20 protein-coding genes and 1 pseudogene are annotated in these 23,708 nt (G+C 62.8%); 11 read left to right on the top strand and 10 right to left on the bottom strand.

Translation table 11 applies throughout. From position 1 onward, the window contains the following. Nucleotides 1–199 precede the first annotated feature (199 nt). From NOF55_RS10405 to NOF55_RS10395, 3 genes are all read right to left on the bottom strand, one after another. Nucleotides 200–1,483, bottom strand: coding sequence for an outer membrane protein transport protein (locus NOF55_RS10405; protein WP_306411307.1), 1,284 nt, complete (start codon nucleotides 1,481–1,483; stop codon nucleotides 200–202). Nucleotides 1,484–1,917: 434 nt separating this feature from the next. Continuing rightward, nucleotides 1,918–3,744 carry a methyl-accepting chemotaxis protein gene (locus tag NOF55_RS10400; protein WP_306411306.1) on the bottom strand — a complete coding sequence of 609 codons (1,827 nt, stop codon included), beginning with the start codon at nucleotides 3,742–3,744 and terminating at the stop codon, nucleotides 1,918–1,920. Nucleotides 3,745–4,696: 952 nt separating this feature from the next. Further along, a complete protein-coding gene (locus tag NOF55_RS10395; protein ID WP_306411305.1) occupies nucleotides 4,697–5,215 on the bottom strand; it encodes a Dps family protein in 519 nt (172 codons plus the stop codon). Between the two features lie 349 nt (nucleotides 5,216–5,564). Between NOF55_RS10395 and NOF55_RS10390 the strand changes: the two genes are divergently transcribed. The 5 genes and pseudogenes from NOF55_RS10390 to iolB all read left to right on the top strand — a co-directional run bounded on the left by NOF55_RS10390 (nucleotide 5,565) and on the right by iolB (nucleotide 9,969). After that, complete coding sequence (locus NOF55_RS10390) at nucleotides 5,565–6,380, top strand: MurR/RpiR family transcriptional regulator (RefSeq protein WP_306411304.1); 816 nt, start codon at nucleotides 5,565–5,567, stop codon at nucleotides 6,378–6,380. Between the two features lie 121 nt (nucleotides 6,381–6,501). After that, a complete protein-coding gene (locus NOF55_RS10385; RefSeq protein WP_306411681.1) occupies nucleotides 6,502–8,421 on the top strand; it encodes a bifunctional 5-dehydro-2-deoxygluconokinase/5-dehydro-2-deoxyphosphogluconate aldolase in 1,920 nt (639 codons plus the stop codon). Beyond that, nucleotides 8,418–8,624, top strand: a pseudogene (locus NOF55_RS10380) (3D-(3,5/4)-trihydroxycyclohexane-1,2-dione acylhydrolase (decyclizing)); the annotation flags it as partial. The gene NOF55_RS10385 and the pseudogene NOF55_RS10380, both read left to right, overlap by 4 nt. Before the next feature lie 308 nt (nucleotides 8,625–8,932). Continuing rightward, nucleotides 8,933–9,163, top strand: a complete 231-nt coding sequence (locus NOF55_RS10375; RefSeq protein WP_306411303.1) for a DUF3329 domain-containing protein — start codon at nucleotides 8,933–8,935, stop codon at nucleotides 9,161–9,163. Then, nucleotides 9,160–9,969, top strand: coding sequence for a 5-deoxy-glucuronate isomerase (gene iolB / locus NOF55_RS10370; RefSeq protein WP_306411302.1), 810 nt, complete (start codon nucleotides 9,160–9,162; stop codon nucleotides 9,967–9,969). Before NOF55_RS10375 ends, iolB begins: the two co-directional genes overlap by 4 nt. 105 nt (nucleotides 9,970–10,074) lie before the next feature. Here iolB and NOF55_RS10365 read toward each other — a convergent pair whose 3' ends face one another. After that, complete coding sequence (locus NOF55_RS10365; protein WP_306411700.1) at nucleotides 10,075–10,251, bottom strand: hypothetical protein; 177 nt, start codon at nucleotides 10,249–10,251, stop codon at nucleotides 10,075–10,077. Nucleotides 10,252–10,535: 284 nt separating this feature from the next. Here NOF55_RS10365 and NOF55_RS10360 point away from each other — a divergent pair, with 284 nt between their 5' ends. Next, complete coding sequence (locus NOF55_RS10360) at nucleotides 10,536–12,464, top strand: methyl-accepting chemotaxis protein (protein ID WP_306411301.1); 1,929 nt, start codon at nucleotides 10,536–10,538, stop codon at nucleotides 12,462–12,464. Between the two features lie 296 nt (nucleotides 12,465–12,760). After that, entirely contained in the window at nucleotides 12,761–14,200 is a 1,440-nt protein-coding gene (locus NOF55_RS10355) for a sensor domain-containing protein (RefSeq protein ID WP_306411300.1), read from the top strand. Nucleotides 14,201–14,265: 65 nt separating this feature from the next. Here NOF55_RS10355 and NOF55_RS10350 read toward each other — a convergent pair whose 3' ends face one another. From NOF55_RS10350 to NOF55_RS10330, 5 genes are all read right to left on the bottom strand, one after another. Next, nucleotides 14,266–15,846 carry a sensor domain-containing phosphodiesterase gene (locus NOF55_RS10350; RefSeq protein WP_306411299.1) on the bottom strand — a complete coding sequence of 527 codons (1,581 nt, stop codon included), beginning with the start codon at nucleotides 15,844–15,846 and terminating at the stop codon, nucleotides 14,266–14,268. Nucleotides 15,847–16,006: 160 nt separating this feature from the next. Further along, on the bottom strand, nucleotides 16,007–16,288 hold the full coding sequence (locus NOF55_RS10345; RefSeq protein WP_306411298.1) for a ribbon-helix-helix domain-containing protein: 282 nt from the start codon (nucleotides 16,286–16,288) through the stop codon (nucleotides 16,007–16,009). Between the two features lie 64 nt (nucleotides 16,289–16,352). Continuing rightward, nucleotides 16,353–17,438, bottom strand: a complete 1,086-nt coding sequence (locus NOF55_RS10340; RefSeq protein ID WP_306411297.1) for a quaternary amine ABC transporter ATP-binding protein — start codon at nucleotides 17,436–17,438, stop codon at nucleotides 16,353–16,355. Then, the gene (locus NOF55_RS10335) at nucleotides 17,431–18,342 is read right to left on the bottom strand and encodes an ABC transporter permease (protein WP_306411296.1); all 912 of its coding nucleotides are present in this window, start codon (nucleotides 18,340–18,342) and stop codon (nucleotides 17,431–17,433) included. The genes NOF55_RS10340 and NOF55_RS10335 overlap by 8 nt, the downstream gene beginning before the upstream one ends. Before the next feature lie 87 nt (nucleotides 18,343–18,429). Further along, nucleotides 18,430–19,431, bottom strand: a complete 1,002-nt coding sequence (locus NOF55_RS10330; RefSeq protein WP_306411295.1) for an ABC transporter substrate-binding protein — start codon at nucleotides 19,429–19,431, stop codon at nucleotides 18,430–18,432. A 587-nt stretch (nucleotides 19,432–20,018) separates the two neighbouring features. On the opposite strand from NOF55_RS10330, the gene NOF55_RS10325 reads away from it, so the two are divergent. The 4 genes from NOF55_RS10325 (at nucleotide 20,019) to queE (ending at nucleotide 23,034) form a co-directional block, all read left to right on the top strand. Beyond that, nucleotides 20,019–21,107 carry an AI-2E family transporter gene (locus NOF55_RS10325; protein ID WP_306411294.1) on the top strand — a complete coding sequence of 363 codons (1,089 nt, stop codon included), beginning with the start codon at nucleotides 20,019–20,021 and terminating at the stop codon, nucleotides 21,105–21,107. Nucleotides 21,108–21,233: 126 nt separating this feature from the next. Beyond that, the gene (gene queC / locus NOF55_RS10320; RefSeq protein ID WP_306411293.1) at nucleotides 21,234–21,944 is read left to right on the top strand and encodes a 7-cyano-7-deazaguanine synthase QueC; all 711 of its coding nucleotides are present in this window, start codon (nucleotides 21,234–21,236) and stop codon (nucleotides 21,942–21,944) included. Next, nucleotides 21,944–22,300, top strand: coding sequence for a 6-carboxytetrahydropterin synthase QueD (gene queD / locus NOF55_RS10315; RefSeq protein ID WP_306411292.1), 357 nt, complete (start codon nucleotides 21,944–21,946; stop codon nucleotides 22,298–22,300). Before queC ends, queD begins: the two co-directional genes overlap by 1 nt. Next, entirely contained in the window at nucleotides 22,297–23,034 is a 738-nt protein-coding gene (queE, locus tag NOF55_RS10310) for a 7-carboxy-7-deazaguanine synthase QueE (RefSeq protein ID WP_306411291.1), read from the top strand. The genes queD and queE overlap by 4 nt, the downstream gene beginning before the upstream one ends. Nucleotides 23,035–23,041: 7 nt before the next feature. Here the strand turns inward: queE and scpB are convergent, their stop codons facing one another. Further along, entirely contained in the window at nucleotides 23,042–23,707 is a 666-nt protein-coding gene (gene scpB / locus NOF55_RS10305; RefSeq protein WP_306411290.1) for an SMC-Scp complex subunit ScpB, read from the bottom strand. Nucleotide 23,708 lies beyond the last annotated feature (1 nt).

The following is a 23,708-nucleotide window of genomic DNA, read 5'->3' as shown; positions in this document are numbered from 1 at the left end:
CCTGCCGGGCTCCTGACTGCTGGACAAAAGGCTCATCGCTTCCTTTCGTCATGGTCGGGCTCGACCCGACCATCCACCTCGCCGCGTGCGGCGTGGACCCTCGGGTTAAACCCGAGGGTGACGAAGGAGAAGGTTTGTCAATACGCTAGAGCTTAGACGTACCGGGCTCCTCTCTCTTGCGAAGGCAAGTCGGCCTGCCTCAAAACTTGACCTTTACGGAGGTCGAGATCGCCGCCACGAGGTCGTTGCCGAACCGGTAGGTCGCCTCGTCGCCGCAGACAGGCAGGGCCGAGCCCGCGTTGCAGGGCGCGCCGGCACCGGAACTGCCGGATGTCAGAAGGCCGAGAGCGCCGGAAAGCTTCAGTTCGAGGTTCCTGTTCGGCGAATAGATGACCTGCGAGCCGAGAACCCAGCTGTCGGTCTGCGTGCCAATCACCGTCGAGGTACCGCGATCCCATGTCAGGCTGACGGCGCCGCTCCACTGGTCGTTGAACTTGTGACCGATGCCGCCGGAAACCGTCCAGCCGTCGCGGTAGAACAGATCGAGCGTATTGAGGGCGCTGACCCCGGCGACGCAGGGCGACATGCCGACCGGGCAGAACGGCACGGTCTGCACCTGGCTCCAGTCGGTCCACTTCACCGAGCCGAAGGCCAGCCAGTCCGGCGCGATGCCGGACTGCACCTTGAGTTCGACGGAATCGGGCATGGAGACCGACCCGTAGACCGGAACGACCCTTCCCCCGAAAATGGACAGGACCGGATGGGTCGGGATGGCGGGAACGCTGGTCAGGTCGACCGTTCCGCTCAGATCGAAATCGACGGCACTGTTGTAGACCAGGCTCGCCCGGAAGGCGATCTCGGGGATCTCATAGGCCAGACCGGCGCGCCAGCCCCAGCCGTCACCTTCCATGTCCAGGGTGCCGACACCGCTGAACAACGAAGGATAGGCCGGCCCCAGCGCGACCGGCGAAATCACCTGACGGTCCTTGAAGCCGCTGATCTCCTGATAGAAGGCGCCGCCGATGACCGAGAAGGTTCCCTTGCCAACATCGAACTTCACACGGCAGGTCGCCGCATAGTTCTGCGACTTCACTTCCGTTTCGATATTGTAGCTGGACCCCTGCCACTCTCCGGGCTTCAGATGCGCGCCCCAGGGCTCGGAATAGTCGGCCATGCAGTCGGCGAAATCGCCGATCACGGCCTTCGCGCCGATGCGCGGAGACCAGTAGTTTTCGCTGTCGTCGGCTTTCGTCGACCAACTGCCCGGCAGGCTGCCGCCGCTCTTTTCGGGATTGTCGACCGCCCCGTGGACGCCGCGCTGGGGCATAACGAAAGTCGCCGTGCCTTCCAGCGCATAATCCGACGGATCGAACAGCAGGTCGATATTGTATCCGCCGCGCTCCAGTCCCCCGGCAAATGCCGGCGCGGCGATGGCGCAGGCGCACACGCCGAACGCCAGCGTTCTCATCGAGATGGTTGCCATGTCTCCTCCCATTGCAATCATTCGGATCGAGTTTCATGACGAAACGCGTCGAGCGCAACGTCAAAAAATCGTCGCCGATGTGAAGGAGGAGCCGGCGGATTTACGTAAGAGTGCCAGCACGCGGGCCATGTAGCACCGTATCGGGAATATTTTTTTCCAAATTCAATCAAACAAGACAAAAACCAGAACGAAATTTCATGATATCTATCAAGCGTTGCAAAGCCATCACATCGGGATAATTTGGCAAAACAGGAAAAAATAATCATTTAAACCGTTTCAAACGGACGAATCGGCACCGTTTGGCGGGGAAAAACGCAGAATCGGCGAAAGCCGGACGTAATGGCCCGGCTTTCGCGATCTCAACCCGAGGCTGAGGTCCGACACCTGCAAGCTCCGGACCACCGGGGCCTGTCGCGCCAGTTCCTCCTGCCGCGTCAGAATTCCTCCCACTCGTTGGCCGACGCAGCGGCCGTTGCCGACCTGCCGTCGAAGGCACCGGCGAGTTTCCTGCCCAGCGCCCGCGCCGGCGATGCGACCGGCCTGGCCTCGGCATGCGCTGCTGCCGGGACCGGCGAGAGATGGACGGCGGATACGCCAGCACCTCCCGTCTCCAGCCGGAAGCGCGCCAGCAGTCTGTTCAGCCCGTCGGCCTCCGAGGCCAGACCGGCGCTCGCCGCGGAGGACTCCTCGACCATAGCGGCGTTCTGCTGTGTTCCCTGATCCATCACGCCGACGGCGGAATTGATCTCGGACAGTCCGACGGCCTGTTCGCGGGCCGCTTCGACGATGGCGCTGACATGGGTGCTGATCTCCTGAACGTCGCTGACGATTGCCTGCAAGGCCGTCCCCGTATTGCCGACCAAATCGACGCCGGTTTTCACTTCGCGCGCCGATTTGTCGATGAGCCCCTTGATTTCCTTGGCCGCGACGGCCGCCCGTTGGGCGAGCTGGCGCACTTCCTGGGCGACGACCGCGAATCCCTTGCCGGCATCGCCGGCGCGGGCGGCTTCGACGCCGGCATTGAGCGCCAGCAGGTTCGTCTGAAAGGCGATCTCGTCCATCGTGTCGGTAATGCCGCTGATTTCACTGGAGGACCGGTCGATCTCCATCATGGTGGAGACGGCCTGCCGGACGATGCTTTCGGATTGTTCCGCGCGCTGCCTGGAGCGGGCGACCAGCCCGGCCGCTTCTTCCGCGCGCCGGGTGGAGGTCTGAACGGTCGTCGTGATCTCCTCCAGCGCGGCGGCGGTCTCCTCGACGGAAGCGGCCTGCTGTTCGGTGCGGCGGGACAGGTCGTCCGACGCCGTGCTGATCTCGCGTGCGGCGGAATTGATGGCCGCGGCATTCGCCTCCACGGTTTTCAGGGCATCGCGCAGGGTTTCGACGGAATGATTGAAATCCGTCCTGAGCTTGTCGAGGGAGGGGATGAACGGCTTACTGATATCGCAGGTCAGGTCGCCCGCGGCGACCCGGCCAAGGCCGACGCCGATCTCGTTGACGGCATAAACCCGGCCCGTGATGTCTGTGGCGAATTTGACGACCTTGATGACCTTGCCATCCGGATCGAAGATCGGATTGTAGGACGCCTGGAGCCAGACTTCCTTCTGGCCCTTGCCGACGCGCTTGAACTCCCGGGCGATGAACTCACCGTTACGCAGGCTCTTCCAGAAAGCGGCATAGTCCGGTTTCTCGGCTTCGGCCGGCTCCAGGAAGATGCGATGGTGCTTGCCGACGACTTCGTTCAGCCGGTAGCCGACCGCGGCGAGGAAATTCTCGTTGGCGTCCAGAATTTCGCCTTCGGGGGTGAATTCGATCATCGCCTGCGCGCGCGAGATGGCGACGATCTTGCCGCTATTGTCGGCGGCCTTCATCTTGGCGTCGGTGATGTCGGTGGCGATCTTGATCACCTTCATCACCCTGCCCCGGCTGTCGAGAACCGGATTGTAGGATGCCTGGAGCCAGATTTCCCGCCCACCCTTGCCGAAGCGCTTGTATTCGGCCGCATCGAACTCGCCCCGGCCGAGCTTGGCCCAGAAGGCGGCATAGGCCGGGCTTTGCACGAATGCGGGATCGACGAACATGCGATGGTGCTGGCCGGCAAGCTCGGAAAGCTGATAACCGATCGTGCGGAGAAAGTTTTCATTCGCCGTCAGGATATTTCCCTGAGGATCGAATTCGATCAACGCCAAGGACTTGCTCATCGCGGCCACGACGGCATCCGCCATCGATCCACGGCTCATGACATTCAGTAAGGATTTCATTTCCGTTTCATCCTCTCGTTGACAATTCCGTGCAAGCTTCCGTCATGCACACTCTCCCCGGTCGACCCCTCGCGAAACCGCTCCGGAAATGTCGACGGCACTGATGCTCGATCGCCCTTGCCACCGGCAAGGGACACGGCTTTCCGGCCCGCCTCGCGAGAAAGCGCGATACGGGCAGGCTCCCTGCCGGAACGGCGATAAAATGCCGAAGCGTACCAATCGACTGTTGCACCAAGGGCTTTTCCTTCGTGGTTCTCCACGTCTCCAAATGACGCGGCCGCCGATCCGTCCATTCAGCGAAGCAGCACGGCGTCATGCCGTGGTCGTAGCTTGGCGGGAATAGTCATTACTCTCGCGCCATCCGGTTTTCTCCGAAAGAAGCACTCCGGACACTCCGCGCCTCTTTCCCTGACCCCGGGCAAACGGGGTCGAAAACCGTGAAGGCACGATCCCTGGAACCTCTCGTCCGGAACACCCGTGCATATGCCGCGGGCTCACAGACCAGAAACCGAAGGGGTCGGCGCTCAACGGCGAGCACCCAGTCGAGGGCTTTTAACGCCCCCGAGGCCTCGCGTAAGGCCCCGGCACGTTTTATACCACGAATGGTTAATTCTTTGCTGCAAATACACTTTTATGGATGCAACCGGTTGCAATCGACACAGCCCGCAAAGCGGTCCGGACACGGTCCCCGCCCGCTCTTCGCTGCGGGTGCAATGCCGCGCGTGACGCCGTCGGGTCCGATCGGAACCCGCGCAGGCTTCGCCTTTCAGGACAGGAATATGACAGATTGTTCGGATGCTTATCACCGACCGGGACCCGCCGGTACAACCGGGAAAACGTCCCTCGGTTCCGGGCCGCCGGAACCGGATTCTTTCTCAAGATCGCTTCCATCATACAGCGACGCCCGGAAACGAGTCCGGGCGCCGCACACGTCTCAGAGGTTGTAGTCGGTTCAGCCGTTGGTGTTGCGCAGTGTTTCGAAAAGGAACCACACGCGTCGCTCGCCTTCGTCGATCCAGTTTTCGAGAAGGCTGGCCGTGGCGACGTCGCCGTATTCGTCGCACATGTCGTGAAGTTCGCGCATGCTGGCGACGAGCGCACGATTATCGTCGCGCAATTCCGCCAGCATCTCGTGCGGGTGGACGAAATCGGCATCGTTATCCTTGATGCGCTGGCGGCGGGCGATGTCGCCGATGGAGCGCAGCGTGGTTCCGCCAAGCTTGCGGGCCCGTTCCGCCAGATCGTCGGTCAGGGCCAGAATCTGTTCCCCCTGCTCATCGAGCAAAAGGTGATAATCGCGGAAATTGGGGCCGGACATATGCCAATGAAAATTCTTGGTCTTGAGATAGAGAGCAAACACGTCGGCCAGAAGGGTCGTCGCGCCGGCCGAAATGTCCCTCACCGCTTCTTCGCCCAAACCGCTCGGCGTCTTCAGCGATGCGGTGCGACGGGATTTTACGCTCGATTCCATTGTCTTGCTCCTGTCAGGTCATGATGCCCGGTCGATTGAAGCGCCGGGGCGATAGTGAAGGGCGGGAGCATGCGCCCTCAAACCGTGGTCCCGGTTTCCCGGACCATAATCTGGCAGAGCATACGCGCCCGCTCATATAAGAATACCATTCCTGTAACGCGCGGCCCAGGGAAAGGTTCCCCCGGCCGGACGATCCTGACGGAATTTTGCGACAGGCCGATAAACATGCCCTGCTTCTCCAGCGGGCTTGAAGCCGGGGCATCGGCCGCGGCCGAAAATCCCTGTGGAACGTAAATTCCATTTTGTTACATTGACGGTAGAACGTATCGAAAAGGAAGAAAGGAACGCCATGAACGAAAGGGCAGCGCCGGCAACCGTGAAAGCCTTCGAGGAAAGGTTGCTGGAAGTGGCCGACAGCCTGCCGAAACGGCTGCGGCAGTGCGCCACCTTCGTCGCCGCGAATCAGGACCGCATCGCCGTTTCCACCGTTGCGGAAATGGCCGAAGGGGCCGGCGTGCAGCCCTCCGCCTTCATGCGTTTCTGTCAGATCATGGGCTTTTCCGGCTTTTCGGAGATGCAGCGGCTGTTTCGCGATTCCTATGTCGGCGGCTGGCCGGATTACGCCACGCGGCTTGACCATCTGCGCGAAAAGGGTGAGGAAAGCGGTATCGGGCTGCTGGCCGAATTCGTCGAGGCCGGACGGGCCTCGCTCGAAAGCCTTCTGAAAACCATCGATCCGCAAGCGCTGGACGAGGCCGTCGCCACCCTCGCCCGGGCCAACATGATCCATATCGCCGGCCTGCGGCGGTCCTTTCCGGTCGCCAGCTACCTCGCCTATGCCTTCGAAAAGATGAACGTGCCGGCGATGCTGCACAGCGCCGTCGGCAAACTGGACAACCAGAGCGTCATCCGCGCAGGCGACGCCGTGCTCGCCATCACCTTTTCCCCCTATTCCGCCGAAACCGTCGAACTGGTCGAAAATGCCCGGGCGCGCGGCATTCCCGCCGTCGTTCTGACCGATACGGCCGTCAGTTCGCTGCGCAAGTCCGGCGCCATGCTGATCACCGTCAGCGAAGTCGATTTCGGGGCTTTCCGCTCCCTTTCCGCCACGCTCTGCGTCGCGATCATGCTGGCGGTGGCCACCGGCACGCGGCGTGTCGACTGAATATTTTTATTGAAAGTTTCAAAAATAGAATTTACGATCCAAATATCGTCGGAAGGTGCTCGGGAGCGCGCTTTCCGCACAAAGCCGGGTGCGGCGGAGGCAGAAGCGAGGGAGGAGGAGGATCGTGAAAACACTCGATCTCATTACGATCGGACGTTCGTCCGTCGATCTTTACGGCGCCCAGGTGGGCGGCCGGCTGGAGGACATGGCCTCCTTCAATAAATATATCGGCGGCTCGCCGACCAACATCGCGGCCGGGACGGCGCGGCTGGGCCTGAAATCGGCGCTGATCACCCGCGTCGGCGACGAGCACATGGGGCGCTTCATCCGCGAGCAGCTCGTGCGCGAGGGCGTCGATGTGCGGGGCGTCGTGACCGATGCCGAGCGCCTGACCGCCCTCGTCCTGCTCGGCATTCGCGACGAGCATCAGTTTCCGCTGATCTTCTACCGCGAGAACTGCGCCGACATGGCGCTGTGCGAGGATGATATCGATCCGGCCTTCATCGCCGAGGCGCGGTGCGTCTGCGCCACCGGCACGCATCTGTCGAACCCCCGCACCGAGGCCGCGGTTCTCAAGGCGCTCAGGCTCGCGCGCGATGGCGGTGCGAAAACCGCGCTCGATATCGACTACCGCCCGAATCTGTGGGGGCTGTCGGGTCACGGCGACGGCGAAAACCGGTTCATCGAATCCGGCAAGGTGACGGCCAAGCTGCAATCGACCCTGCCGCTGTTCGACCTGATCGTCGGCACGGAAGAAGAATTCCACATCGCCGGCGGCTCGACCGATACGCTCGAGGCGCTGCGGGCGGTGCGCACCATCACCGGCGCTGCGCTGGTCTGCAAGCGCGGGCCGCTGGGCGCGGTCGTCTTCGAAGGCGACATTCCCGACAGTCTGGACGCCGGCAGGACGGGTCAGGGCTTCCCCATCGAGGTCTTCAACGTTCTGGGGGCCGGCGACAGCTTCATGTCGGGGCTTCTCAAGGGCTGGCTGACGGGCGAGGACTGGCCCGAAAGCCTCAAATACGCCAACGCCTGCGGCGCCTTCGCGGTGTCGCGCCACGGCTGCACGCCAGCCTATCCGAGCTGGGAAGAACTCCAGTATTTCTTCCGCACCGGCATCCGCAACAAGGCGCTGCGCAAGGACGAGGCGCTGGAGCAGGTCCACTGGTCGACGAACCGGAAGACCGCGTGGCCGCAGATGCGCGTTTTCGCCTTCGATCACCGCATGCAGCTCGAAGCGATCGCCCGCGAAGCGGGCGTCGCGGACGAACGCATCGGCGCTTTCAAGACGCTCTGCCTTCAGGCCGCGCTCAAGGTCTCCGGCGGCGCGGACGGCTACGGGATTCTCTGCGACAGCCGGCTCGGCCGCGAGGCGCTGCATACGGCCAGCGGCAGCGGCCTGTGGATCGGCCGGCCGGTGGAATGGCCGGGCTCGCGGCCGCTGACGCTCGAACCGGAAATCGGTCCCGATTTCGGCGGTCTGGTGGAATGGCCGCTGGAAAACGTCGTCAAGGTTCTGTGTTTCTATCATCCGGACGACTCCGAGGAGATGCGCACCGGGCAGGAAGCCACCCTCACCCGCCTGTTCCACGCGGCCCGGCGCAACCGTCTGGAGCTGCTTCTGGAGGTGATCCCGTCGAAGGTCGCCAAGACGGACGACGAAACGGTGGCGCGCATCATCGACCGTTTCTACGAGATCGGCATCTATCCGGACTGGTGGAAGCTGGAGCCGATGAAAACCGAGGCCGCGTGGAGAAACGCCTGCGAAGCCGTCGCCCGCCATGATCCCTACACGCGCGGCATCGTGGTTCTCGGGCTGGACGCGCCGGAAGCGGAACTGGCCGAAAGTTTCCGTCTCGCTGCGGGCTTCGATCTGGTAAAGGGCTTTGCCGTGGGCCGGACGATCTTCAACGACGCGGCCCGCAAATGGCTTTCCGGCGAAATCGGCGATGGAGACGCTGTGGAGGACATGGCACAGCGTTATCGCAATCTTTGCCGGATCTGGGATGAGGCACGCGCTGCAAGGGGAGAAGCCGCGTGAAAACGATCAGGCTGAAGGCAACCCAGGCTCTGGTTCGCTATCTGGCAAACCAGTTTAACGAAGACGGCGCCCCGTCCATCGCCGGAGTCTGGACGATCTTCGGGCATGGCAACGTGGACGGCATCGGCGAGGCGCTGCATGGCGCGCGCGACACGCTGCCCACCCTGCGCGGGCAGAACGAACAATCGATGGCCCATGCCGCCTCGATGGGCGCGGATGCGAGAAAGGTCGGCTCCATCGCGGAGCTGGAGGATGCGCTGGCGGTCGCCGTGCCCGAGGTTTTGCCCCGCCGCGAAGTCAACGCGGCCCGCCCGCCCGGCGCGCATATCAGCATCGAGCCGGGCGACGCGAAAGGCGGGGCCGATTTCCCGCCGGTTCTCAAGATTGCCGCAGATCACGGCTATAGCGGCCGGATCGTCATCGAAGCCGAACAGGACCCGGATATGCGTAATTCGTCCGAATATCAAAGCCCCTCAATGGTCCGCACCGCCGGGCTGGAACGGGTGGCGGCATGAGCTTTCTCGACCGGCACCATCCCTTCTTCAAGCCGCTCTGGCGGCGGGCGCTGACCGTCGCGGCTCCCGTCGCGTGGTCGATCTTCGAGGTTGCGAGCGGGTCCGTGGGCTGGGGCATCCTCTTCTTCGCCGCCGGCGCCTATGCCGCCTGGGAACTGTTCATCGCGCCCGAGCCGGCGAAGGAAGAGACGTTGAACGACAACGGCAAGGCTGGAGACGAACCATGAGCAGGCTGCTGCGCAAACCGGCCGGTACGACCGGAAAGGTGTATGACGTTACGCCGGAAAACGCCGGATGGGACTATGTCGGCTTCGGCCTCTACAAGCTGAAGGCGGGCGAAACGGCAGCGGAAGCGACCGGCGACGTCGAGGCGATCCTGGTTCTCGTCGAGGGCAAGGCCCGCATTTCCGGCGGCGACAAGGATTTCGGCGAGCTGGGCGAGCGGATGAACATCTTCGAGAAGAAGCCGCCGCATTGCGTCTATGTGCCCGCCGGCTCGTCCTGGTCGGCAACGGCCACGACCGACTGCACACTGGCCATCTGCACCGCGCCGGCGAAACCGGGCCGCCCCGCCCGGCTCATCGGCCCCGACGGCATTTCGCTCGCCGAGCGCGGCAAGGGCGCGAACACCCGCTTCGTCTACGCTATCGCGATGGAAGACCGGGACGTGGCCGACAGCCTGCTCGTCACCGAAGTGTTCACGCCGCAGGGCAACTGGTCCTCCTATCCGCCGCACCGGCACGATGAGGACAACTATCCCGACATGACCTATCTGGAAGAAACCTATTATCACCGGCTGAACCCGGCGCAGGGCTTCGGCTTACAGCGCGTCTTCACCGAGGACGGCTCGCTGGACGAGACGATGACCGTTGCCGACGGTGACGTCGTGCTGGTGCCCAAGGGTCATCATCCGTGCGGCGCGCCCTACGGCTACGAGATGTACTACCTCAACGTCATGGCCGGCCCGCTGCGCAAATGGCGCTTCAAGAACCATCCTGACCACGACTGGATCTTCCGGCGCGACAATTCCTGACGCACCGTTTTCCGCCATCGGGATTTTTCACCGAACAAGCTTCGGGAAGACGGCATGAAGAACAGTCTGGGCGTGGGCCCGATAGGCACCGGCTACATGGGAAAGCTACGCGCTGGCATGGAACGCCGTGGCCACCACCTTCAGCGACGTGGCGCCGCCCGAGGCTGCTGAGGCTTGTCGATCGGCACGTCCTCCTTCGGAAACAATCACGCCGACGGCCATTTCGTCTTTATTGGAAATGACCGCGTTGAACTCGATGCCGCTCGACGGCCAGTTGGTCACGCCGGCTTCCCCGGCGCGGCGGGCGTGCCGGGCCGCCGATCTCGAAGGCGCGAAAATACAGTGATCTTTTCTTTACGAATGTTCTTCTATCATTGCGACAATACTTATCCCGTCGCCATGATGGCTTCGTTCAATGGACTACATGGCACTCCGGCCCGGGCCAGACAGCATGTTTTCCGTGATTGCCGGACTGGAAGCGACCGGAATTCCGCGAAAAACCACAGATCATCCAGTCCATTCATCTTGTGTTGAGCGCTCTACCCTTACGCAATGAAGGACGTTTCATGTCGAAATTCTCGATCAAGAAGCAAATCTGGTTTGCTTTTCTCATTCTCTTGTCCGCCCTGGTCGCCGTCAGCGGCGTGGCCCTCTATGCCGTTTTCCAGCTTTCCGACAACAGCCGTCAACTCGCCGACAAGGCCGTACCGAGCGTGCGCTACTCCATGAAGCTGCGGGCCGACATCAACGACCTGCGCGTCAGCGGCCTCTATCACATCCTGTTCGAAACGCCGGAGGAAATGGCTTCGGAATACGGCTGGTGGGAAAAGAAGATCGACTGGGTCGAGGAAACGCGGCGCACGTATGAAGGATATGCCGATACGGAGGAGGAGCACCGCATTCTCGCGGCGTTCGACACGGCGTGGGGAACCTATGTCGAGGCCGCGAAGGAAACGCTGGCGCTTTCCACGAACGGACAGAAACGCGATGCCTTCCGCGCCGACCGCGCCACGTTGACACCGCTGATCGACGTCGCCAACGACGCCTCGACGCAGCTGGTCGAATACGCCCAGCAGGAATCGAATACGCTCAGGGCAGAGGCGTTGGCCATCCAGAAAACCGTTTCCTTCGCCATCACCGCGGCGATCGTCATTGCCGGCCTGCTGGCCTGCGTCACCGTTCTCCTGCTGACCTCTTCCGTCGGCAAGGCCATCGCCTCGATCATCGCGCCGATGAAACGGCTCGCGGCAGGCGAACTCGACGTGGATGTCCCGCATCGCGGAAAGCCGACCGAGGTCGGTGCGATCGCGGATGCCGTGCAGGTGTTCAAGGAAGGCCTTCACAAGCGCGCCGAACTGGAGCAGCAGGCGGCCCGATTCCAGGATGAGCTCGACCGCAAGCTGAAGGACGCTGAAGCGGCTTTCGAAGCCGCGGCGCACGACCAGGCCGCCGCCGTCGATGCTCTCGCGACCGGTCTGGCCGAGCTTTCGGCCGGCAATGTCGCCTACCAGATCGCCCAACCCTTCGCCGGAAAGCTCGACCGTCTGCGGCTCGACTTCAACGGTTCGCTCTCCAAGCTGAACGCGGCCCTGTCGTCGGTTGGAGAGGCTTCGAACGGCATCGACGCCGGATCGCGGGAAATCCAGGCGGCGGCCGACGACCTTTCCCGGCGGACCGAACAGCAGGCCGCGTCGGTCGAGGAAACGGCGGCCGCGCTGGAGGAGATCACCACCACCGTCAAGGATTCCACCCGCCGGGCGGAAGAAGCCGGAGAACTGGTCGCCCGCACCCGCAAGGGCGCCGAGCAGTCGGGGGAAATCGTCCGCAATGCGGTTTCCGCCATGCAGGAGATCGAAAAATCGTCCTCCGAGATCAGCAACATCATCGGCGTCATCGACGAGATCGCCTTCCAGACCAACCTTCTCGCGCTGAATGCCGGCGTCGAGGCGGCCCGTGCCGGGGACGCCGGGAAGGGCTTCGCCGTCGTCGCGCAGGAAGTGCGCGAACTGGCGCAGCGTTCGGCCAATGCCGCCAAGGAGATCAAGGAACTGATCGTCAAATCCGGCGAACAGGTTCGCAAGGGCGTTCATCTCGTCGGCGAAACCGGCACGTCTCTGGAAAAGATCGTTGCCGAGGTGCAGGACGTGACCCGCAACGTCACGGCCATCGTCGAGTCGGCCCGGGAGCAATCGACCGGCCTTCAGGAGATCAACACCGCCGTCAACACGATGGATCAGGGCACGCAGCAGAATGCCGCGATGGTGGAGCAGCAGACGGCCGCCAGCCACAATCTCGCCCGCGAGGCGACGACGCTGAAGCAGTTGCTTTCGCAGTTCAGGCTGTCGGGTGCGGCCCAGCTTTCCGCGCTGCGTCCGGCAAACGGCGAAAGCCGGCCTGTCGCCTCGCCGGCCAGGGAACGGACGCAAGCCGTGGCCCGCGCCTTTTCCGGAAACGCCGCCCTTGCCGTGGACAAGAGCGAGTGGGAGGAGTTCTGATGCACTCGCCCGTGCGGTAAAGATCGCAACCGCCATCCCGACGCCACAAGATTCCCATCTTTGCGTCCCAATTACGCGCCCATCCGGATATCCCCGGATGGGCGCGGACGACATAGGAAACGGAAAACGCATGAAAGCCGCATATGCGTTGCGGACGAGACCGTAATGGTGACATTACAAGGCGACGATACACCGGTTGCCAGGGACAGGGCCGTCCAGCCGGATAGCCCGTGCCGTTCCGGCACGCGGAGTCCGGCCGAGCCCCGACAGATATCCGCACGAACAGGAATACGATAGTGGCAAACTCTGTTCCCGATGAACCGCAAGACCCCTCCCCGGCGCCGGAGGAGGAAGACGCGATCCGGCACGACGCCTCCGAGCGCCTGGAATGGCTGGAAGCGATGATCAATCATGTTCCCGACTTCATCTACGCGAAGGATCGTCAGGGGCGTTTCCTGTTCGCCAATCAGGCCATCATCGCCAATAACGGTTTGTCGAGCGTGGACCAGATCGTGGGCTTCACCGACGTCGATCTGCATGGCGATGCCGCGCGGCAGGCGAAGATCGCGGAAATCGAACAGCGCGTCATGGAATCGGGCGAGGCCGACATCGGCTATGAGGAACGTGCCATGCGCGGCGGCCAGGACCGCTGGCTGATCATGTCCCGCGTGCCGCTGCGGGACAAGAAACAGCAGATCATCGGCGTCGTCGGGGCCTCGCACGACATATCCGCCCGCAAGGCCGCGGAACGGATCATGCAGACGCAGGCGAGCATTCTGGAAATGATCGTCGGCTCCGAATCCCTTCCGCGCTTCATCGAGGAGTGCGCCGTGCTTCTGGAAAGGCTGGCGACGGGCACCAGAGCGATGGCATGCCTCAGGCTATCCGGCGAAACCGCGGCAATGGTAACATCCCCGTCCATCCCGGAGGATTGCTGGCCGCTGCTGGGCCGAACCCCGGACTCCCTCCTGTCCGACAGTCTGGAAAACGCTTCAAACTGGTGGCGGGCCGTCATGGCAGAACGCCAGTCCGGCAATGCCGCCTGCCGCTGCGTGGAAATCCCTTCCATCGTCGAAGGCCGGCACGGATTTCTCTTCTGCGCAATTCCCGGCCACGCCCTGAACTGGGGGCTGAGCGAATTCGTCGACAATGCGGCGCGCATGATCGGAATTGCGATCGATCGCCAGCAGGCGGAGGCGCGCATACGCTTTCTGGCCCGGCACGACAGTCTCACCGGCCTGCCGAATCGCACGACTCTCGAAACGAGACTCGAAGAGACGCTCGAAGCCGCCAGACAGGCCGGTTCGCAAGTGGCGATCGGCTTTGTCGACGTCGACAATTTCAAGCAGGTCAACGATCAGTTCGGTCATGAAAGCGGTGATGCGCTCCTGAAGACCATAGCCGACCGGATTTCCGCGGTTCTCGGGCCGAACGACATCGCCGCACGCATCGGCGGTGACGAATTCGTCCTCGTCCTGCCCGGCGAGGCGAAAGACTACCTGATGACGCTGGATCACCTGCGGCTGAGGCTCGCGGAACCGATCCTCCTGCACGGCATGGACATGCAGGCCACGTGCAGTATCGGCATGGCCCGTTTCCCGGATGACGGCGACACCGCCTCCTCGCTCTTTTCCAGAGCAGACATGGCGATGTACAGCGTCAAGCAGGCCAACCGCGACGGCATCGCCTTCTTCTCCGAGGCGATGGAACGAAACCTGCGCAGGAAACAAGTTTAAAAAAGCATTCCCGCTTTTGTTCCTACATGTTTCCGGACGCAGGTTTTACGAATTCATTCCCTGCGTCAGGTGTCCGAAGGCAAAACAGGAATGTCCTTGGTGATTCCGTACCATCTCTTGATGCGCCCGTCGGGCCATTTCGCCGCGATGGCATAACTGCATACGTGCCGGAAACTTCCGTCCGGCTGGATGAAGCGGAACTCTTCCTTGTAAGGCTCGTCGCTCGTGATCCAGCTGAACCACTTCTCCTTCAAGCGGGGAAAATCCTCCGGATGGATTCTCCTCTGCCACCGCTCGATGCGCTGCCGCATCGTATCTCCGGGCAGATCCTCCGAACTGGGGCTGATATAGTCGAAAATTCCGTCGGGGGTCGCGGCCCATTCGATATGGGGGTTCAGCTCGGTCACGTACCGATAATGCTCCTCGCGGTCGGCAAGGGCGTTCAGCGCCCGCATCTGTTCGGTGTTATCGATCGAAACCAGCGAGAAGCCGATGACCGCATCGTCGACATCCGTCACGCGGGTATTGAAGACGAGGACGTCGCGGCCCTGAAAATGATACTGGTGCTGCGCGGACGCGCCGGTTTCCATAGAATTGCGCAGCAATTGCACGGCGATGTCGGCGGCAACCGGCTCCATCACCTCATGGATCGTCTTTCCTTCCAGTTCCGCGGCGCTCAGGCCGTGCATGCTGGCAAAGCGATTGTTGGCGCTCACATGCCGAAAATCCAGATCGATGAAGCACAGGCCGACCGGCGCCTGCTTGTACAATGCCGCCAGCTGATGCAGCCGCTGGAACGGCGAGATGTCGAGCGTTCGGGTCTGCACGCTCCTGTTCCCGACGGTTTCGAGGAACTGGCCCGCGCCGGCGGCATTCAGGGCCTTGCCGTAGAGCCACCCCTGCCCCAGATCGCACCCGAATTCCCGCAGGGTCGCTTCCTCTTCCTTCGTCTCCACCCCTTCGGCAACGACCGTTATGCCGAGACTTTGGCCGAGCCCGATGATGGCCGCCGCAATCCGGCGCTTCGCCGGCTCGCGGTCGATCAGGTGTACGAAACGCCTGTCAATCTTGAGCTTGTGGAACGGGAAGGCTTCCAGCCGGGCAAGGTTCGAATAGCCCGTTCCGAAATCGTCGATGGCAATCCGCACCCCCAGCGCATCCAGCTCGTGCAATATCCCGTGGCCGCTTTTCGCATCGGCCATGAGGGAGCTTTCGGTGATTTCGACCTGAACCCGGCCGATGGGAAATCCCGTCCTGCGCACGACATCGGCAATATGCTGCGGCAGGTTCCTGCTGGCCAGCTGAAGCGGGGAAATGTTGAAGGCCAGGAAAAACTCGCCCGGCCAGTTCACAGCCGCCAGACAGGCCTGCTCCATCAGCGCGTCGGACAGCAGGTCGAGCAGGCCGAGCCGCTCCAGCGGCGCGATGAACGTCAGGGGGCTGATGTCGCCGTCCTGCGGGTCGCTCCACCGGGCGAGGACCTCGAATCCGGCCACCTTTCCGGAGCGTATGTCGATGATCGGCTGGAAACCCGGCCAGACCTGGCCCTGCTGGATCGCGACTTCGAGGAGCTTGCAAACGGAGTTCTTTCTGCCGGCCGTTATCACCCGTAATGTCGACTGCCTTCGCCGCAGGGGGGCTGCCATTCCACGATCCCTTCAGGGTCTTTTCCACCACCAAAGGATAATATAACCACTTCATAAGTAAAGTCTTGGCAGGATTACAGAAAACAGCGGCGAATTGTCGCCGGCCCTACATGGTTATCGCCCATCGAATCTGGATTCGACGCCTCGTCCGCCAGACTATTCAGAATCCGAACATTCGCCCGAAGGCGAATGCACTCGATTTTTCCCGCGATGCGCGAGAAGGAATATCCTCTCCGGGAATATTACGGGAAGGCACAAGTGATTCGCCCGCCCCCGGCACCGACTGCGCACGCCGGGCCGCGAGAAGGCGAAGCCCCGCCGCGACGACTTCGCCTTCCGTGGCATAATCTCCCGATGCGATCGCCTCGCTGATCATGTCGACCATTTCGACCGGCAATATCACGCCGAGAGGCCGGTTCGTTTCCATGAGCTTCGCTTTCATTCACTGTTTCGCCAGAGGCGCACGACGCCCGCGGGGACGCGGATCGTGCTCCCCTCACCTCCGGTCAATCGCCGCGCAGCATGTTGCGCGTCACGTCCATCAGATCGACCACGCCGCGCGGCTTTCCCTGACGCGACAGCACGGCGGCCTCGCGAATGTCGGAAGACGTCAGCCGTTTCGCGGCCTCTTCGAGCGTGGTGGAACCGGGCAGGCAGAGTTCCGGCCAGTCCTCTCCGGGCTTTTTGGGGCGTGCGATCGACCGCAGCACGACCACGCGGGAACGGTTCACCTCGCGAACGAAGGAACGCACGTAATCGTTCGCCGGATTCATGACGATATCCTGACAGGTGCCCTGCTGGGCGATCTCGCCGGCCCGAAGAATGACGACCCGGTCTCCCAGCCGCAACGCCTCGTCGAGATCGTGCGTGATGAAGACGATGGTCTTGCGCAGTTCCTTTTGCAGTTCGAGCAGGACGGACTGCATGTCCACCCGGATCAACGGGTCGAGCGCGGAAAACGCTTCGTCCATCAGCAGGATGGGTGCATCGTTCGCCAGCGCCCGCGCCAGCCCGACACGTTGCTGCATGCCGCCGGAAAGCTGGGTGGGATAGTGGTCCTCGTAGCCGTGCAGACCGACCCGCTCGATCCAGTGCCTGGCGCGCGGCACACTCTCACGACGGGGAATGCTCTGGATATCCAGCCCGTAAAGGGTGTTTTCCAGCACGGTGCGGTGCGGCAGCAACCCGAATTTCTGGAACACCATCGCCGTCTTGTGGCGGCGGAAGTTCCGCAATTCGTCAGCCGTCATCTTCGCGACGTCCTGACCGTCGATCAGAACCTCGCCGGCCGTCGGCGCGATCAGTCCGTTGATGTGGCGCAGAAGCGTGGACTTTCCCGAACCGGAAAGCCCCATGATGACGGAGATATGTCCCGCTGGAAGCTCGGTATTGATATTGCACAGGCCGAGGGAGTGATTATGCTTGCGGTTCAGCTCTCCCTTGGTCATGCCGTTCCTGACCGCATCGACCCAGCGGTCGGGATCGCGTCCGAATATCTTGTAGAGATTGCGGATCTCGATACCCGGAACGAAGGCCTCCTCGTCGGCTTCGAGCGTGCCGCTCTCGTCGGCGGCCTGGTTGGGATCAGTCATTGTGGACCTCCGTGTAGCGTTGGAGACGCTTGCCGAACGCCTGGCTGGCGCGATCGAAGGAAATGGCGATCGCCACGAGTGCGAAACCGTTCAGGAAGCCCAGCGTGAAGAACTGGTTGTTGATCGCCTGGAGAACGTTCCTGCCGAGACCGCCGACCCCGACCATCGACGCGACGACGACCATCGACAGCGACATCATGATGGTCTGGTTGACGCCGGTCATCAGCGTCGGCAGGGAAAGCGGCAGTTGCACGCCCCACAATTTCTGCCGCTCGGACGAGCCGAATGCGTCGGCTGCCTCTATGACCTCCTTGTCCACCAGCCGGATGCCGAGATTGGTGAGGCGGATCATCGGCGGCATGGCGTAGATCACCACCGCGATCATGCCCGGCACCTTGCCGATGCCGAAAATGACCACCACCGGAATGAGATAGACGAAGCTCGGCAATGTCTGCATCACATCCAGCACGGGATTGATGATCTGCTGGGCCCGGTCCGAACGGGCGGCGGCGATGCCGATCGGCAGGCCGATGACGACCGCCGTCAGGGTGCAGATCGTGACCATCGAGAGCGTCACCATCGCATCCTGCCACAACCCGACCCAGCCGATGGCGAAGAGTGCAAATGCCGTGCCGAGCGTGATCTTCCAGGAGCGTCCGGCGACATGGATCACGATCAGCAGAAGCAGGAAGACGACGATCCACGGGCTGTCGACGAAGACGCCCTCGAGCGCGTTGAGAAAACGTTGAAGCGGGGCAGTCGCGGCATCGATATAGGGAGACATCGAGCGCACCATGTCGCGAAAGCCACCGTCGATGGTGCGGCGCATGGCGCGCAGCGTCTGGCCGCTCAGGGCCGGCGCCTCGCACAGGAGGGACGGAAGCCCCCAGCAGGATGAAGCCATCGGCTATCCTTTCGAAATTCATTCAATGAAACGGCACGGAACCACCCGGCGGAAACCGGGCGGTTCCGGAAAACCCGGATGGAACGGTCAGATCGCGTCTTCGACCTGCTGGGCGACATCCGGCGCAAGCCACGCCTTCCAGATTTCAGGCTTGGTTTCCAGGAAGTGGAAAGCGGCGTCCTCGTTCGTGGCCTGGTTCTCGTCCTGCCAGGCGAGGATCTCGTTCACGACGTCGTTCTTCCAGCTGCGCTTGCCGAGATAGTCCATAGCGATGGCGTTCTTCTCGGCGAACGACTTGGTGACGACGGTGAAGACGTCGGCGGTCGGATAGGACGTGACCTGCGGGTCCGCGCAGTCCGCAACCACCGTGCATTCGTCGAATTCCTTGCGGTCGAGCGGCTTTTCGAACGGCAGCTTCACCATGTCGTACTTGCCGAGGATGGCCGTCGGCGACCAGTAGTAGCCGAGCCAGCCCTGCTTGCGCTCATAGGCATTCGCAATCGAGCCGTCGAGGCCGGCGGAGGAGCCGCTGTCGACCAGATCGAAACCCTTCTCGCCGGCCTTCAGGGCGCGATAGAGGTTGGCGGTGGTGATCTGGCAGCTCCAGCCGGCCGGGCAGTTCATCACGGCGCCGCGCTCGGGCCGTTCCGGTGCGGGAAAGAGTTCGGGATGCTCCAGCGCCTTTTCGACGGAGGTGATTTCGGGATGGGCCTCGGCTACATAGGCCGGAATCCACCAGCCTTCGACGCCGCCCTCTTCCAGAATGCGGGCCGCCTCGATCAGCCGGCCTTCGGACACGGCGTTGGCGAGCGGGTCCTTCACCGAATTGACCCACAGTTCGGGGGCGACATCAGGCTCGCCCTTCTCGTTCATCGATGTAAAGGTCGGCATCGTATCGCCGCTCACCAGATCGACGGTGCAGCCATACCCTTCCTCGAGAATAACCTTGTCGACCCACGCGGCGACGCCGGCGGAAGCCCAGTTCATTTCGGCAATGGTGACACGGCCGCAACCATCCTGGGCCAGGGCGGAGGTCGCCATCAGGCCGCCACAGGCGGCAAGAAAAGACATGGCAATCAACTTCGTCATGACAATATTGTCCTTCGTCGTTGTGCAGCGCACAAAAATGCTGGCCGAACGGACCGCTGCAATGCCCGTTAACCGAGATGATTGGTCAACTTCCCCTGAAAGAGCCAACGGGCAAAAGGGAAGCAAGCGCGACACAAGGGAGCATCGCTCTGGCGCAAAAAGGCATGAAGCCGGGAAACGGGTCTTGCGAAAGACCCCAAGCGCCAGTCAAAGTGCGAGCCGCGGCGGGCTCGAACGGCGGCATGACTAACCAGAAAAAACCACAATTGCAACCCGATACGGACACGTAAACGTCGCACCCGCCCGTCCGGCGGGCTGCGGAGCGCCCGTTTTCGGCGAAAACGCCGCTCTTCGAAGAAGAAAGCGCGGGCGATCACGTTCGCGGCAATGGATGGCTTTCGTCAAGGAAACCATGCCGTTCACACGCGCCCGAGCGCCGGCGGCGCGGCGACCGCGCCCCGTTCGACGCCGCTTCCTCATTACGGGACTACGTATCGGGCACCGGATCGGATAGGATCGCCCGCGCATTGCCGGAATCGCGAAGACGGGCCCGACGATACGTTTGCAGGAACATGCCGGAGGACACATTGACGACCCCACAGTTTCAAAAGGCCAGCTTCGTCACCGTCGTGGTGCTCGTTTCCATCGCCTTCATCGCCCTGGTCCTTCCGTTCTACGGCGCGATCCTGTGGGCGGTCGTTCTTGCCATCCTGTTCAATTCTCTGCAAAGGCGGCTGGAAAGGTCGTTCGGCGGGCGCAAGAGCCTGGCGGCGGCGGTCTGCACCATCCTGTGCATTTTCATCGTCGTGATCCCGGTATCGCTGCTGCTGGCTTCGCTGGCACGCGAGGCCACCAATCTCTATACGCGCCTGAGCAACCGCGAGTTCGACCCAGCGGCGATTCTCGCGCAGGTCCGCGCCTCGCTGCCGACTTTCGTGCTGGATGCCCTCGCCCGGCTCAATCTCGCCGAATTCTCCGAGATCCAGGCCCGCCTGACGGCCTTCATCGGCCAGGTTACGCAGGCGATCGCCACGAGAGCGCTCGCCATCGGCCAGAACACGGCCCAGCTTCTCATCAATCTCGGCGTGCTGATCTATCTGCTGTTCTTCCTGTTCCGGGACGGTCCGCGTCTTGTCGGCGCGATCCGCCGATCGAGTCCGCTGAACCTTCGCCAGACCGACTATCTGTTCGGCCAGTTCGCAGCGGTGGTGAAGGCCACGGTGAAGGGCAACGTAATCATCGCAGCCATTCAGGGCACCATCGGCGGCGTGACGTTCTGGCTGCTGGGGATAGAGGCCGCCCTGCTCTGGGGCGTGGTGATGGCGATGCTGTCCCTTCTGCCGGCGGTCGGCGCCTTTCTCGTCTGGGCGCCGGTGGCGATCTACTTCCTGCTCTCGGGAAGCTATCTCAAGGGAATCCTCCTGTTTGCGGTGGGTGTCTTCGTCATCAGCCTGATCGACAATCTTCTGCGGCCGCCGCTGGTGGGCAAATCCACCCGCCTGCCCGACTATCTGGTGCTTGTCTCGACGCTCGGCGGCCTGGCGCTCATCGGCATGAACGGCTTCGTGATCGGGCCTCTCGTCGCGGCCCTGTTCCTCGCCGTCTGGTCGCTGTTGTCGCAGGACGACCTTTCAGGCCGGGACACGCTCATCGAGGACCGCGACACGGACGCATGAAACAGGGCCGGGTCGCATCCCGGCCCGCAATTTTCCCCGCCTCGTCTTCACAACCGCGCGTCTTTGCTTTAGAAGCCCGCCATTATCCGGTCGCAGCCTACCCGGTCAAAACAAGGACACCTGATTATGAAAACGATCGTCATCTGCTCCGGCGGACTGGACTCCGTTTCGCTCGCCCACAGGATCGCGGCGGAACATGAACTGAACAGCCTCGTTTCCTTCGACTACGGCCAGCGCCACAGGAAGGAGCTGGATTTCGCCGCGGACTGTGCGAAACGGCTCGGCGTGCCGCATCACATCATCGATATCCGCCCGATCGGCGCACACCTGACCGGTTCGGCGCTGACCGACGATGTCGACGTGCCGGAAGGCCATTATGCCGAAGAGACCATGCGTAGCACGGTGGTTCCCAATCGCAACGCCATCATGCTCACCATCGCCTTCGGGCTGGCCGCCGCGCAGCAGGCCGAGGTGGTCGCCATCGCCGTCCACGGCGGCGACCATTTCATCTACCCGGATTGCCGCCCCGGCTTCATCGACAGTTTCAACGCCATGCAGCAGCAGGCCCTCGACGGCTATGCCGATGTGCGGCTGTTCGCGCCCTACGTGACCGTTTCCAAGGCGGCCATCGTGGTCGACGGTGCGAAACACGGCACGCCGTTCGCAAAGACATGGTCGTGCTACAAGGGCGGAGACCGTCACTGCGGCCGGTGCGGCACCTGCGTCGAGCGGCGCGAGGCGTTTCACCTGGCCGGCATCGCCGATCCCACCGACTACGAAGACCCGGATTTCTGGGTGGCGGCCACCGGCGCCTATGCGGCACGCGAGGTCCGCTGATGTTCCGGATCACGAAGGAATTCCATTTTTCCGCTTCGCACCAGCTGAAAAGCCTGCCCGACGACCATCAATGCGCCCGCCTGCACGGGCATAACTACATCGTCGAGGTCGAGCTTTCCGGCACCGAGCTGAACGAGCACGGCTTCGTTCGCGACTATCACGAGCTTGCGCCCCTCAAGCAGTATATCGACACGCATTTCGACCACCGTCATCTCAACGACGTGCTCGGCCACGACCGGGTGACGGCGGAGTGCCTTGCGCAGCATTTCTACGACTGGTGCAAGGCGCGCCTGCCGGAAACGAGCGCCGTGCGCGTGAGCGAAACACCCAAGACATGGGCGGAATACCGGCCATGAGCAGCCGGCGCGAAACGGCCATTCGCGTCAGTGAAATCTTCGGCCCGACCATTCAGGGCGAGGGCATGCTGATCGGGCTGCCGACCGTCTTCGTGCGCACCGGCGGCTGCGATTACCGCTGCTCCTGGTGCGACACGCTGCACGCCGTCGACACCGAATATCGCGACCAGTGGACGCCGATGACGGTCGAGGCCATCTGGCAGGAGGTCAGGCGCCTTTCGGGCGGGCAGCCGCTGACCGTGTCCCTTTCGGGCGGCAATCCCGCCATCCAGCCGTTCGGGGAACTGATCGCGAAAGGCCATGACGAGGGCTATCGTTTCGCGCTCGAAACGCAGGGCAGCATCGCACGGGACTGGTTCGCCGATCTCGACTATCTGGTCCTCAGCCCCAAGCCGCCCTCCAGCGACATGGACACCGACTGGAACAGCCTCGAACACTGTCTGGCCGCGGCCGCCGGCCGGCCGCAAACCGCCCTGAAGATCGTCGTTTTCGACGATGCGGACTATCTCTATGCACGCGACGTCGCCGCACGCCATCCGCAGCTTCCCGTTTATCTCCAGCCAGGCAACCATACGCCGCCGCCGCCCGACGACGACGATGCGCGGGTCGATATCGACGGGGTGATGGACCGCATGCTGTGGCTGGTGGACAAGGTGTGCGCCGACCGCTGGTTCGAAGCCCGCGTCCTGCCGCAGCTTCACGTCCTCCTGTGGGGCAACAAGCGCGGTGTGTGACCCGCCGTCAATCCGGCGCATCCTCCTCCGCCCTCTCATTGCGGCTTAACAGTCCCGCATCCTCGAGCGCCTCGACATCCGGCAGGTCGCGCAGCGTCTCCAGACCGAAGGCCGACAGGAAATGTTTCGTCGTCACATAGGTATAGGGCGCGCCCGGCGTCGGGCTGCGGGGACCCGAGGCGATGAAGCCCGCGCCGCGCAGGGCGCCGATCGTATCGCGCGAAATCTCCCTGCCGAATATCTTCGACAGTTCGCCGCGCGTGACCGGCTGGAAATATCCCACCGCCATCAGCACCATCGCCTCGGACTCCGAAAGCGCGGCGGTAGCGGAACGGGTCTGGGCGGACGAAGCGCGGATCGTGTCCGCATAGCGGGAACGGGTGCGGTACTGCCAGCCGCCGGCGACCGAGACCAGTTCGTAGGGCCGGCCGGCCAGTTCATCGCGCAGATCGTCGATCAGCAGATCGAGGCTGCAATTGCGGCCCACCACCCGCGCCAGCGTCTCGCGCGTCACCGGCTCGGACGACGCGAAGATGACCGCCTCGATGCGGAGCAACCACTCCCGCCAGCGCAGGTCCGCCGGCAGATCCTCCAGTTCTCGGTCGAAGAGAACGTCGTCCGCGGCCTTCGTCCTGCCGGCTCGTGCCGCCCTTGCCGTCTTCGATCCGGCCATC

The organism is Ectorhizobium quercum, from assembly GCF_026552795.1.
In the GTDB taxonomy this organism is placed as follows: domain Bacteria; phylum Pseudomonadota; class Alphaproteobacteria; order Rhizobiales; family Rhizobiaceae; genus Ectorhizobium; species Ectorhizobium quercum.
Note: the sequence above shows the minus strand (reverse complement) of the source record. Positions and strands in the feature narration are given on the sequence as shown.

Coding starts and splice junctions, on each gene's coding strand:
- NOF55_RS10335 (WP_306411296.1), bottom strand. CDS start 18,342: ATGGCTTCATCCTGCTGGGGGCTTCCGTCCCTCCTGTGCGAGGCGCCG.
- NOF55_RS10360 (WP_306411301.1), top strand. CDS start 10,536: ATGTCGAAATTCTCGATCAAGAAGCAAATCTGGTTTGCTTTTCTCATT.
- NOF55_RS10405 (WP_306411307.1), bottom strand. CDS start 1,483: ATGGCAACCATCTCGATGAGAACGCTGGCGTTCGGCGTGTGCGCCTGC.
- NOF55_RS10375 (WP_306411303.1), top strand. CDS start 8,933: ATGAGCTTTCTCGACCGGCACCATCCCTTCTTCAAGCCGCTCTGGCGG.
- queE (WP_306411291.1), top strand. CDS start 22,297: ATGAGCAGCCGGCGCGAAACGGCCATTCGCGTCAGTGAAATCTTCGGC.
- iolB (WP_306411302.1), top strand. CDS start 9,160: ATGAGCAGGCTGCTGCGCAAACCGGCCGGTACGACCGGAAAGGTGTAT.
- queD (WP_306411292.1), top strand. CDS start 21,944: ATGTTCCGGATCACGAAGGAATTCCATTTTTCCGCTTCGCACCAGCTG.
- NOF55_RS10330 (WP_306411295.1), bottom strand. CDS start 19,431: ATGACGAAGTTGATTGCCATGTCTTTTCTTGCCGCCTGTGGCGGCCTG.
- scpB (WP_306411290.1), bottom strand. CDS start 23,707: ATGGCCGGATCGAAGACGGCAAGGGCGGCACGAGCCGGCAGGACGAAG.
- NOF55_RS10345 (WP_306411298.1), bottom strand. CDS start 16,288: ATGAAAGCGAAGCTCATGGAAACGAACCGGCCTCTCGGCGTGATATTG.
- NOF55_RS10340 (WP_306411297.1), bottom strand. CDS start 17,438: ATGACTGATCCCAACCAGGCCGCCGACGAGAGCGGCACGCTCGAAGCC.
- NOF55_RS10350 (WP_306411299.1), bottom strand. CDS start 15,846: ATGGCAGCCCCCCTGCGGCGAAGGCAGTCGACATTACGGGTGATAACG.
- NOF55_RS10395 (WP_306411305.1), bottom strand. CDS start 5,215: ATGGAATCGAGCGTAAAATCCCGTCGCACCGCATCGCTGAAGACGCCG.
- queC (WP_306411293.1), top strand. CDS start 21,234: ATGAAAACGATCGTCATCTGCTCCGGCGGACTGGACTCCGTTTCGCTC.
- NOF55_RS10400 (WP_306411306.1), bottom strand. CDS start 3,744: ATGAAATCCTTACTGAATGTCATGAGCCGTGGATCGATGGCGGATGCC.
- NOF55_RS10390 (WP_306411304.1), top strand. CDS start 5,565: ATGAACGAAAGGGCAGCGCCGGCAACCGTGAAAGCCTTCGAGGAAAGG.